This is a genomic window from Streptomyces laculatispora (assembly GCF_017353455.1).
GTDB classification, from domain to species: domain Bacteria; phylum Actinomycetota; class Actinomycetes; order Streptomycetales; family Streptomycetaceae; genus Streptomyces; species Streptomyces laculatispora.
The window spans coordinates 1-11,896 of sequence record NZ_JAFMPZ010000294.1; the positions used below are offsets into that span (position 1 = coordinate 1).

Annotated in this window: 8 protein-coding genes; 7 read left to right on the forward strand and 1 reads right to left on the reverse strand. The window is 71.4% G+C overall.

The genetic code is table 11. The annotated features are described in order from the left end of the window. A partial coding sequence (gene ftsY / locus J1C73_RS16220) for a signal recognition particle-docking protein FtsY (RefSeq protein WP_207317009.1) occupies nt 1–788 on the forward strand: 788 nt, incomplete at its 5' end. A 122-nt stretch (nt 789–910) separates the two neighbouring features. On the opposite strand, the gene J1C73_RS16225 is transcribed toward ftsY, so the two are convergent. Continuing rightward, nucleotides 911–1,570: a bifunctional DNA primase/polymerase gene (locus J1C73_RS16225; protein ID WP_207317010.1), complete on the reverse strand. Its 660-nt coding sequence runs from the start codon at nt 1,568–1,570 to the stop codon at nt 911–913. A 428-nt stretch (nt 1,571–1,998) separates the two neighbouring features. Between J1C73_RS16225 and nsdA the strand changes: the two genes are divergently transcribed. From nsdA to ftsH, 6 genes are all read left to right on the forward strand, one after another. Continuing rightward, complete coding sequence (nsdA, locus tag J1C73_RS16230; RefSeq protein WP_207317011.1) at nt 1,999–3,471, forward strand: transcriptional repressor NsdA; 1,473 nt, start codon at nt 1,999–2,001, stop codon at nt 3,469–3,471. 402 nt (nt 3,472–3,873) lie between these two features. Next, nucleotides 3,874–5,226 carry an ammonium transporter gene (locus tag J1C73_RS16235; protein WP_207317012.1) on the forward strand — a complete coding sequence of 451 codons (1,353 nt, stop codon included), beginning with the start codon at nt 3,874–3,876 and terminating at the stop codon, nt 5,224–5,226. Next, entirely contained in the window at nt 5,223–5,561 is a 339-nt protein-coding gene (locus J1C73_RS16240; RefSeq protein WP_069170469.1) for a P-II family nitrogen regulator, read from the forward strand. Before J1C73_RS16235 ends, J1C73_RS16240 begins: the two co-directional genes overlap by 4 nt. Before the next feature lie 31 nt (nt 5,562–5,592). After that, nucleotides 5,593–8,046 carry a [protein-PII] uridylyltransferase gene (locus tag J1C73_RS16245; RefSeq protein WP_207317013.1) on the forward strand — a complete coding sequence of 818 codons (2,454 nt, stop codon included), beginning with the start codon at nt 5,593–5,595 and terminating at the stop codon, nt 8,044–8,046. 132 nt (nt 8,047–8,178) lie between these two features. Further along, a complete protein-coding gene (gene ffh, locus J1C73_RS16250) occupies nt 8,179–9,729 on the forward strand; it encodes a signal recognition particle protein (protein WP_207317014.1) in 1,551 nt (516 codons plus the stop codon). A 173-nt stretch (nt 9,730–9,902) separates the two neighbouring features. Further along, the gene (gene ftsH / locus J1C73_RS16255) at nt 9,903–11,822 is read left to right on the forward strand and encodes an ATP-dependent zinc metalloprotease FtsH (protein ID WP_207317015.1); all 1,920 of its coding nucleotides are present in this window, start codon (nt 9,903–9,905) and stop codon (nt 11,820–11,822) included. Nucleotides 11,823–11,896: the final 74 nt, after the last annotated feature.

Consider the following 11,896-nt stretch of genomic DNA (forward strand, 5'->3'; position numbering starts at 1 on the left):
TCCTCACCGCCGACGTCGGCGTCGCTCCCACCCAGGAGCTGGTGGAACGGCTCCGGGAGCGCGTCCGGGTCCTCGGCACACGTACCCCCGAGGGCCTGCGCTCGCTCCTGCGCGAGGAGCTCCTCACCCTGCTCGGCACCGACTTCGACCGTGCGGTCAAGACGGAGAGCGGCGTCGACACCCCGGGTGTCGTGATGGTCGTCGGTGTCAACGGCACCGGCAAGACCACCACCACCGGAAAGCTCGCCCGGGTGCTCGTGGCCGACGGCCGCAGCGTCGTGCTCGGCGCGGCCGACACCTTCCGGGCCGCCGCCGCCGATCAGCTCCAGACCTGGGGCGAGCGCGTCGGCGCCCGCACCGTGCGCGGACCCGAGGGCGGCGACCCCGCGTCGATCGCCTTCGACGCGGTGAAGGAAGGCATCGCCGAGGGCGCCGACGTCGTCCTGATCGACACGGCGGGCCGGCTGCACACCAAGACCGGTCTGATGGACGAGCTCGGCAAGGTCAAGCGGGTGGTCGAGAAGCACGGACCGCTCGACGAGATCCTGCTCGTCCTGGACGCCACCACCGGGCAGAACGGCCTGGTGCAGGCCCGGGTCTTCGCCGAGGTCGTCGACATCACCGGCATCGTCCTCACCAAGCTCGACGGCACCGCCAAGGGCGGCATCGTCATCGCCGTCCAGCGCGAGCTGGGCGTACCGGTGAAGCTGATCGGGCTCGGCGAGGGGCCGGACGATCTGGCCCCGTTCGACCCGGAGGCGTTCGTGGACGCCCTGATCGGGGACTGAGCCCCACGGACAGGAAGAAGCCCGGCCGCATGACTTGTGCGGCCGGGCTCTTCGCTGTGACGAGCCGCGTGGCGCGCCCCGTGAGGATCTGCGGCGCAGACCGCTGGACAGCCCCGGCCGGCTCAGCCGCAGTGCGCCCACCGGTGGCAGGTGTACGCCAGCGTGCCCAGCAGCAGCCGTGCCTCGGGTGGAGCCGCCGCGGTGTCCAGGGGCGGCGGCCGGAGCCAGCGGACCGGGCCGAGGCCGCCCTGGTCCGAGGGCGGTGCGGTGATGTGGGAGCCGAGGCCGAGCGCCCGCAGATCCAGCCCCGTGTCGTCCCAGCCCATCCGGTACAGCAGTTGGGGGAGTCCGTCGGCGGCGCCCGGGGCCACGAAGAACTGCGCCCGGCCGGCCGGCGTCACCGCCACCGGGCCCAGCGGCAGCCCCATGCGCTCCATCCGTACCAGCGCCCGGCGCCCGGACTGTTCGGCGACGTCGAGGACATCGAAGCTGCGGCCCACCGGCAGCAGCATCGAGGCGCCCGGCACCTCGGCCCACGCGCGCGCCGCCGTGTCGAGTGTCGCCCCGGCGGGAACCTCCCGCGCGCAGTCCAGCGGATGCGCGCCGGGGGAGGGGCAATCGGCTTTCCCGCACGAGCAGTTGCCGTCCGCGGCCCGCGCGCCCGGCGTGACGGCCCAGCCCCACAGCCCCGTGTACTCGGCCACCGCAGTGCCCTCGGTCGCACGGCCGCGGCGCCGTGAGCCGGATCGCAATTCGCGGATGCCGCCGATCGTGAAGCCCATGCCCCCTCCAACGGGTCCAACTCGCCGGTGGTTACGGAACGGAGTTCAATCGTGACACTCCGCCGCCCCTGGCTGATCCGGCTGGGCGTGGGGCGCGCACGGGGGTGCCTGACCCCGTTCGCACGCCCCTGAATGCGCCTTTGCGCCCGCCGCTGATCGCTCTCTGTCAAGTGAATCGCGCCCGGCCGTAGTGGCGTTCATCCGAAGGGGTGGCGAATGGTGGCGTTTCCGCAATCACTCTCCCCGAGGGGGTGATCGTAGGATTACCGTCGGTACACGAACCATGGAAGTATGTGCTCCCATGGGTATGCCGGAGGCAACCCGATTTTCTGTTCGATGGTGTGCAACCTCCGCACGGACAGCATCGGTTCACGGCATTCTGACAGTGGTTCGCGGCGGACGGTATTCGGCGGGATGGGGGCGTTCCAGTGAGTGGCAGCGGCGCAGGCGATTCGAATGCCGGTAAGCGCCCCAACGGGCAATTGGGATCATGGTTCGTGCGCAGCGGCTGGTCGAAGGGCGAGCTCGCCCGGCAGGTGAACCGCAGGGCACGCCAGATGGGCGCCCACCACATCAGCACCGACACCTCCCGGGTGCGGCGCTGGCTCGACGGCGAGCAGCCGCGCGAACCGATCCCGCGCATCCTGTCCGAGCTGCTCTCGGAACGCTTCGGTACCGTCGTCGCCGTCGAGGACCTGGGGTTACGCGCCGCGCACCAGGCCCCGTCGGTGGCCGGCGTCGATCTGCCCTGGGCCGGACCGCAGACCGTCGCCCTGCTCAGCGAGTTCTCCCGCAGCGACCTGATGCTCGCCCGCCGCGGATTCCTCGGCAGCTCCCTCGGCCTCGCCGCCGGCCCCGCCCTCATCGAACCCATGCAGCGCTGGCTGGTGCCCGTCGCCGCCCAGGCGGCCGTGGAGCCGGACCCGGCCGCCGCCCGCCGCCCCTCCCGGCTCTCCGGCCCCGAGCTCGACCTGCTGGAATCCACCACCGCGATGTTCCGCCAGTGGGACGCGCAGTGCGGCGGCGGACTGCGCCGCAAGGCCGTCGTCGGCCAGCTCCACGAGGTCACCGACCTGCTCCAGGAGCCGCAGCCGGCCGCCACCGCCAAACGGCTGTTCCGCTGCGCCGCCGAACTGGCCGAGCTCGCGGGCTGGATGAGTTACGACGTGGGCCTCCAGCCCACCGCCCAGAAGTACTTCGTCCTCGCCCTGCACGCCTCCAAGGAGGCCGGCGACAAGCCGCTCGGCTCGTACGTGCTCTCCAGCATGAGCCGCCAGATGATCCACCTCGGCCGGCCCGACGACGCACTCGAACTGATCCACCTCGCGCAGTACGGCAGCCGCGACTGCGCCACCGCGCGGACCCAGGCCATGCTGTATGCGATGGAGGCCCGCGCCTACGCCAACATGGGCCAGCCCAGCAAGTGCAAACGAGCCGTCCGGATGGCCGAGGACACCTTCCTCGACGCGGGCATCGACGGCGAGCCCGAGCCCGACTGGATCCGGTTCTTCTCCGACGCCGAGCTCAACGGCGAGAACTCCCACTCCTACCGTGACCTGGCCTATGTGGCCGGCCGCAGCCCCACGTACGCCTCGCTCGCCGAACCTGTCATGCAGAAGGCGGTCCAGCTCTTCGGCGAGGACGACGAGCACCAGCGGTCGTACGCCCTCAACCTGATCGGTCTCGCCACGGTCCACCTCCTCAAGCGCGAGCCCGAGGAGTCCACCGTGCTGGCCGAGAAGGCGCTGCGCGTCGCCAAGAAGGTCCGCTCCGAGCGCGTCAACACCCGGCTGCGCAAGACGGTCGACACAGCGGCCAGGGCCTTCGGGGACATTCCCGAGGTCGCCCAGCTCACCGATCTCCTCACCGAACAACTGCCCGAGAGCGCCGAAGCGGTCTGACGGCGCCCTGCCCGAGACTGCCGAAGCAGTCGGACGGCACCCCTGCCCCGGCCACGACGGCCACCCCGCACAGACCGACTTCGGCTCCCCCGATTGCCAGGTCAGAGGGTGGTCGCCGTGGCCGGTTCGTGTGGTCGTTCCCGTACCGGAGCGTCGTAACCGCACCGTATGCGGCCATGGCCGCAGAGTAGGCCCGAGCGCGGATGCCGCACGGGCGGTTCATGGGGACGTAACACGTCGCTCCCCTTCGTCACTGCGGCGAAACATCGTGCGGCATCGGCGGAAACGGCACTGGGCGAATCTCATGGCGCATAACCGGCCCGCACCTTTTCCCCAGTGGTCCCGCACGTGGTTGTGCCCCCATCGCCCGCACGCGGCCGCACCGACGACGAGGAGACGCCGATGCCCCCAGGCATCACGACGTTCGCAGCAGACGCCCCGACGCTGTCTGCCGCCAATACCGGATTCATGCTCATCTGCTCGGCCCTCGTGATGGTCATGACTCCGGCCCTGGCCTTCTTCTACGGAGGCATGGTCCGCGTCAAGAGCACCCTCAACATGCTGATGATGAGCTTCATCAGCCTCGGGATCGTCACGATCCTCTGGGTGCTGTACGGATTCAGCCTTGCCTTCGGCACCGACATCGGGTCCTTCATCGGCTGGAGCTCGGACTTCGCCGGCCTCAGCGGGATCGGCGTCACCCAGCTCTGGGACGGCTACACCATCCCGGTGTACGTCTTCGCCGTCTTCCAGCTGATGTTCGCCGTCCTCACCCCGGCCCTGATCAGCGGTGCTCTCGCCGACCGGGTCAAGTTCACCTCCTGGGCGCTCTTCATCACCCTCTGGGTCACCGTCGTCTACTTCCCGGTCGCGCACTGGGTCTGGGGCGCGGGCGGCTGGCTGTACGAGCTCGGCGTCATCGACTTCGCCGGCGGTACGGCCGTCCACATCAACGCCGGTGCCGCGGCCCTCGGCGTGATCCTCGTCATCGGCAAGCGGGTCGGCTTCAAGAAGGACCCGATGCGGCCGCACAGCCTGCCGCTCGTCATGCTCGGCGCCGGACTGCTCTGGTTCGGCTGGTTCGGCTTCAACGCCGGCTCGTGGCTCGGCAACGACGACGGCGTCGGCGCGGTCATGTTCGTCAACACGCAGGTCGCCACCGCCGCCGCGATGCTCGCCTGGCTCGGCTACGAGAAGCTCCGCCACGGCTCCTTCACCACCCTCGGCGCCGCCTCCGGCGCCGTCGCCGGACTCGTCGCCATCACCCCGTCCGGTGGTGCCGTCAGCCCGCTCGGCGCCATCGCGGTCGGTGCCATCGCCGGTGTCCTGTGCGCCATGGCGGTCGGCCTGAAGTACCGCTTCGGCTACGACGACTCCCTGGACGTCGTCGGTGTCCACCTCGTCGGCGGTGTCGCCGGCTCACTGCTCGTCGGCCTCTTCGCCACCGGCGGAGTCCAGTCCGACGCCAAGGGCCTCTTCTACGGCGGCGGGCTCGAACAGCTCGGCAAGCAGGCCGTCGGTGTCTTCGCCGTCCTCGCGTACTCTCTCGTCGTCTCCGCGGTCCTGGCACTCATCCTCGACAAGACGATCGGGATGCGGGTCGAGGAGGACGACGAGATCTCCGGCATCGACCAGGTCGAGCACGCCGAGACCGCGTACGACTTCAGCGGCGCCGGCGGCGGCTTGTCCACGCGCTCCACGCCTCCCGGGCCCGGCACCTCGCCGGCCCCGACGAACAAGAAGGTGGACGCATGAAGCTCATCACCGCAGTCGTGAAGCCCCACCGGCTCGACGAGATCAAGGAGGCCCTCCAGGCCTTCGGCGTCCAGGGCCTCACGGTCACGGAAGCCAGCGGCTACGGGCGTCAGCGCGGCCACACCGAGGTCTACCGTGGCGCCGAGTACACCGTCGACCTCGTCCCGAAGATCCGCATCGAGGTCCTCGTCGAGGACGAGGACGCCGAACAGCTCATCGATGTCGTCGTCAAGGCCGCCCGGACCGGCAAGATCGGTGACGGCAAGGTCTGGAGCGTGCCGGTCGAGACCGCGGTCCGGGTCCGTACCGGAGAACGCGGCCCCGACGCACTCTGACCGACGGTTCCGTAAACGGAAGGGCAGCTGGGTGACGAGTACCGAAATGACCACCGAATCCGAGGACTCGGGACCCAGCGGCTATGCGGCGGCCCGGCTGCGCCTCCTCCACGAGAAGGCGCGGTCCGGGCCGCCGCGCCGTGCGGCCCTCGCCTCGCTCACCGACGACTGGCTGACCGCCCTCTTCGCCTCCGCGGCCGAACACGCCGGTGTCCGCGGCGCCGCCCTCGTCGCCGTCGGCGGCTACGGCCGCGGCGAACTCTCCCCGCGCAGCGATCTCGACCTGCTGCTCCTGCACGACGGCAGCCCCGACGCCGGAGCCGTCGCCGCCCTCGCCGACCGCATCTGGTACCCGGTCTGGGACCTCGGCCTCGCCCTCGACCACTCCGTACGCACCCCCGCCGAAGCCCGCAGGACGGCGGGCGAGGACCTCAAGGTCCAGCTCGGCCTCCTCGACGCCCGGCCCGTCGCCGGGGACCTCGGCCTCGTCGCCTCCCTGCGCACCGCGATCCTCGCCGACTGGCGCAACCAGGCCCCCAAGCGGCTGCCCGCCCTCGACGAGCTCTGCCGCGAACGGGCCGAACGCCAGGGCGAGCTCCAGTTCCTCCTGGAACCCGACCTCAAGGAGGCCCGCGGCGGACTGCGCGACGCCACCGCCCTGCGCGCCGTCGCCGCCTCATGGGTCGCCGACGCACCCCGCGAAGGCCTCGCCGAGGCCCGCCGCGTCCTGCTGGACGCCCGCGACGCCCTGCACCTCACGACCGGCCGCGCCACCGACCGCCTCGCCCTCCAGGAACAGGACCAGGTCGCCGCCGCCCTCGGTCTCCTCGACGCCGACGTGCTGCTGCGCCAGGTGTACGAGGCCGCCCGCACCGTCTCGTACGCCACCGACGTCACCTGGCGCGAGGTCAACCGGGTACTGCGCGCCCGCTCGGTCCGCCCCAGGCTGCGCGCCATGCTGGGCGGGCACCGGGCCCCGGCCGTCGACCGCAGCCCGCTCGCCGACGGCGTCGTCGAGGCCGACGGCGAGGTCGTACTCGCCCGCACCGCCCGCCCCGAGCGCGACCCGGTGCTCGTCCTGCGCGCCGCCGCCGCGGCCGCCCAGTCCGAACTCCCGCTCTCCCGCCACGTCGTACGCCACCTCGCCACCGCCGCCAAGCCGCTGCCGGTGCCGTGGCCGGCCGAGGCCCGGGAGGAACTCGTCACCCTGCTCGGCGCGGGCGAGGCCACCGTCCCCGTCTGGGAGGCACTCGAAGCGGAGGGACTGATCACCCGGCTCCTGCCCGACTGGGAACGGGTCCACTGCCGGCCCCAGCGCAACCCCGTCCACACCTGGACCGTCGACCGCCACCTCGTCGAGGCGGCCGTCCGCGCCTCCTCCCTCACCCGCCGCGTCGGCCGTCCCGACCTGCTGCTCGTCGCCGCGCTGCTGCACGACATCGGCAAGGGCTGGCCCGGCGACCACTCCGTCGCCGGTGAGGTCATCGCCCGGGACATGGCCGCCCGGATCGGCTTCGACCCGGGCGACGTGGGCGTCATCGCCACCCTCGTACGCCACCATCTGCTGCTCATCGAGACCGCCACCCGCCGCGACCTCGACGACCCGGCGACCGTCCGCTCCGTCGCCACCGCCGTCGGCACCGCCTCCACGCTGGAGCTCCTGCACGCGCTCACCGAGGCCGACGCACTCGCGACCGGGCCCGCCGCCTGGTCCACCTGGCGCGCCTCCCTCGTCACCGATCTGGTCAAACGCGTCGCGGCGGTCCTGGCCGGCGAGACACCGCTGGAGCCCGAGCCCGCCGCCCCCGGCGTCGAACAGGAACGCCTGGCCATCGAGGCCCTGCGCACCGGCGAACCCGTCCTCGCCCTGCACGCCCAGACCGAGACCCCGCAGGAGGACGGTGCACCCGAACCCGTCGGCGTCGAACTCCTCATCGCGCTCCCGGACCGGACCGGGGTCCTGCCCGCCGCTGCCGGAGTCCTCGCCCTGCACCGTCTCACCGTTCGTGCCGCGGACCTGCGGGCCGTCGAGCTCCCCACCGAGCTGGGTGAGACCGCCGACGTACTGCTGCTCAGCTGGCGGGTCGCGGCCGAGTACGGGGCGCTGCCCCAGTCCGCCCGGCTGCGCGCCGATCTCGTACGCGCCCTGGACGGATCGCTGGACATCAGGTCCCGGCTGGCCGAGCGCGAGGCGGCCTACCCGCGCCGCCGCGGGGTGAAGGCCCCGCCGCCGAGGGTGACGGTCGCGGCGGCCGGCTCGCGGCTGGCCACCGTGATCGAGGTGCGCGCCCAGGACGCCCCGGGACTGCTGCACCGGATCGGCCGGGCGCTGGAACAGAGCGCGGTACGGGTCCGCAGCGCGCATGTGTCGACGCTGGGGGCCAACGCGGTGGACGCCTTCTACGTCACGGACACCGACGGCCGGCCGCTGCCCGCCGCCCGCGCCGCGGAACTGGCCCAGGAGGTCGAGAGGGCGCTCGGCTGAGCCCCTTAACCACGGGAAACCGCCCCCGGGGGTCACGAGAACCGGGCGAGGGCTTTGCGTTCTCCGGCGTCCGGATACCCTGGGGAACGACTGACCCGACCCCGCCCCCGACCCTGAGGACCGACGAGCGCCGTGTTCGATACTCTCTCCGACCGCCTTGCCGCGACTTTCAAGAACCTCAGGGGCAAGGGCCGCTTGTCCGAGGCGGACATCGACGCCACGGCTCGCGAGATCCGTATCGCCCTGCTCGAGGCCGATGTCGCGCTGCCCGTCGTCCGGTCCTTCATCGCCAACGTCAAGGAGCGGGCCCGCGGCGTCGAGGTCTCCCAGGCGCTGAACCCCGCCCAGCAGATGATCAAGATCGTCAACGAGGAGCTCGTCTCCATCCTCGGTGGCGAGACCAGGCGGCTGCGGTTCGCCAAGACCGCGCCCACCGTGATCATGCTCGCGGGTCTCCAGGGTGCCGGTAAGACGACCCTCGCCGGAAAGCTCGGTCTCTGGCTCAAGAGCCAGGGCCACTCCCCGCTGCTCGTCGCCTGTGACCTCCAGCGTCCCAACGCCGTGAACCAGCTGAGCGTCGTCGCCGACCGGGCCGGTGTCGCGGTGTACGCCCCCCAGCCGGGCAACGGCGTCGGCGACCCGGTCCAGGTCGCCAAGGACTCGATCGAGCACGCCCGGGCCAAGCAGTACGACGTGGTGGTCGTCGACACCGCCGGCCGCCTCGGTATCGACCAGGAGCTGATGCAGCAGGCCGCGGACATCCGCGACGCCGTCAGCCCCGACGAGATCCTCTTCGTCGTCGACGCGATGATCGGCCAGGACGCGGTCAACACCGCCGAGGCGTTCCGCGACGGCGTCGGCTTCGACGGCGTGGTGCTGTCCAAGCTCGACGGCGACGCCCGAGGTGGTGCGGCCCTGTCGATCGCCCACGTCACGGGCAAGCAGATCATCTTCGCGTCGAACGGTGAGAAGCTCGAGGACTTCGACGCCTTCCACCCCGACCGGATGGCCTCGCGCATCCTCGACATGGGTGACCTGCTCACCCTGATCGAGCAGGCGGAGAAGACCTTCAGCCAGGAAGAGGCCGCCAAAATGGCCTCCAAGCTGGCGTCCAGCAAGGGCAAGGACTTCACGCTCGACGACTTCCTCGCCCAGATGGAGCAGGTCCGCAAGATGGGCTCCATCTCCAAGCTGCTCGGGATGCTGCCCGGCATGGGGCAGATCAAGGACCAGATCAACAACATCGACGAGCGCGACGTCGACCGCACCGCCGCGATCATCAAGTCGATGACCCCGAAGGAGCGCGCCGAGCCGACGATCATCAACGGCTCGCGCCGTGCCCGTATCGCCAAGGGCTCCGGCGTCGAGGTCAGCGCCGTGAAGAACCTGGTCGAGCGGTTCTTCGACGCCCGCAAGATGATGTCGAAGATGGCGCAGGGCGGCGGCATGCCGGGGATGCCCGGGATGCCGGGCATGGGTGGCGGCCCCGGCCGGCAGAAGAAGCAGGTCAAGCAGGCCAAGGGCAAGCGCAAGAGCGGCAACCCGATGAGGCGCAAGGCCGAGGAGCAGGCCGAGGCCGCTCGTCGTGAGCAGGCGGCACAGGGCGGCGCGTTCGGTCTGCCGGCCGGCCAGGAGGACAAGAACTTCGAGCTGCCGGACGAGTTCAAGAAGTTCATGGGCTGAGCAGGCCCGTGTCACGTCCCCGAGGGGGCGCCCGCTTCACGGCGGGCGCCCCCTCGGGCGTGTACGGGGGAGCCGGGATCCCTCCATATGGGCCCAGCGGGCCGCCGCTCCGAGGGCTACGTCCGCGTTTCTCCCTTAATGTCAGCTCAACGGCTGTCGGCAGAGGAGCGCGCGTGACCAGTCCGGTACCTCCCCGCGACCGCACCGACCAGCCCTGGCGCTCCGAGGGCGCACCTCCGCCCCAGCCGCCCGGCCGGAAGATGCCGGGGGGCTGGGGCGGACTGCTGCTGACCGCGCTGGCCGTCTATCTGATCGCCAATCTGGTGCTCTCCTTCTTCAACGGCGAGAAAGAGCCGACGATCGCCTACACGGAGTTCAGCAAGCAGGTCACCTCGGGCAACGTCTCCAAGATCTACTCCAAGGGCGATGCCATCCAGGGGCAGCTCAAGAAGGAGGCGAAGGTCCCGGGCAAGGACGACAAGTACACCAAGTTCGTCACCCAGCGGCCCGCCTTCGCCGACGACAACCTCTGGGGCGAGCTGGTCAAGGACGATGTCACGGTCACGGCCGAACCGGTCGTCAAGGAGCGCAGCTTCCTGGCCAACCTGCTGATCTCGCTGGCGCCGATGCTGCTGCTCGTCCTGCTCTGGGTGTTCATCGCCCGGCGGATCTCGCGGGGCGGCATGGGCGGCGGGATGGGCGGCTTCGGCCGCAAGGCCCCGCCCAAGCCGGTCGAGCTGGAGGGGGGCCGGCGCACCACCTTCGCGGACGTGGCGGGCATCGACGAGGTCGCGGGCGAGCTCAACGACATCGTGGACTTCCTGAAGAACCCGGACGCCTACCGGAAGATGGGCGCCAGGATGCCCGGGGGAGTCCTCCTCGCCGGTCCTCCCGGCACCGGCAAGACGCTGCTGGCGCGGGCCGTCGCGGGGGAGGCGGGGGTGCCGTTCTTCTCGGCCTCGGCCTCCGAGTTCATCGAGATGATCGTCGGCGTCGGGGCCGGCCGGGTCCGGGAGCTCTTCGCCGAGGCGCGCAAGGTCGCCCCCGCCATCGTCTTCATCGACGAGATCGACACCATCGGACGGGTCCGCGGCGGCGGTTCGGGCATGGGCGGGCACGACGAGCGCGAGCAGACGCTCAACCAGATCCTCACCGAGATGGACGGCTTCTCCGGTTCGGAGGGCGTGGTCGTGATCGCCGCCACCAACCGCGCCGACGTCCTCGACCCGGCGCTCACCCGGCCCGGCCGCTTCGACCGGATCGTCCAGGTCAGCCCGCCGGACAAGAGCGGCCGGGAGGCGATCCTGGAGATCCACACCCGGCAGATCCCGATGTCCGACGATGTGGATCTGGGCCAGGTGGCCCGTGCGACACCCGGGATGACCGGCGCCGATCTGGCCAACCTCGCCAACGAGGCCGCGCTGCTCGCCGTCAAGCGGAGGCAGTCGGAGGTCAACGGGGCCGATCTCTCGGACGCCCTGGAGAAGGTCCAGCTCGGTGCGGAACGCTCGCTCGTCATGTCGGACGAGGATCGCCGCAGGACCGCGTACCACGAGAGCGGACACGCGCTGCTGGGGATGCTCCAGCCCGGTGCCGACCCGGTCCGCAAGGTCACCATCGTGCCGCGCGGCCGCGCGCTCGGCGTCACGCTCTCCACACCGGACGCCGACAAGTACGCGTACACGGAGGAGTATCTGCGCGGCCGGATCATCGGCGCGCTCGGCGGGATGGCGGCCGAGCAGGTGGTGTTCGGCGTCGTCACCACGGGGGCGGAGAGCGATCTGGAGCAGGTCACCGGTCTGGCCCGCGGCATGGTGGGCCGCTGGGGCATGAGCCACAGGGTCGGCCGCCTGACGGCGATCCCGGCCGACGCCCAGCAGGCGTACGGGCTCGTCGCCGCGCCCGCGACGCTGGACGCGGTGGACGGTGAGATGCGGCGCATCGTCGACGAGTGCTACGAGGAGGCGTGCCGGCTGCTGGGGAACAACCGGGACCGGCTGGACTCGCTGGCCGGGGCGCTGCTGGAGAACGAGACGCTGGACGAGGTGGCCGCCTACCGGGCCGCCGGGATCACCCGGCTGGCCAAGCCGTAGGGTCCCCGCCCGCCGGCCGGGGCCCGGATTGCCCGCGCGTCGTGCGCACGAGGCCCGGCCGGCGGGCGGGGACC

Coding starts and splice junctions, on each gene's coding strand:
- J1C73_RS16225 (WP_207317010.1), bottom strand. CDS start 1,570: ATGGGCTTCACGATCGGCGGCATCCGCGAATTGCGATCCGGCTCACGG.
- J1C73_RS16235 (WP_207317012.1), top strand. CDS start 3,874: ATGCCCCCAGGCATCACGACGTTCGCAGCAGACGCCCCGACGCTGTCT.
- J1C73_RS16240 (WP_069170469.1), top strand. CDS start 5,223: ATGAAGCTCATCACCGCAGTCGTGAAGCCCCACCGGCTCGACGAGATC.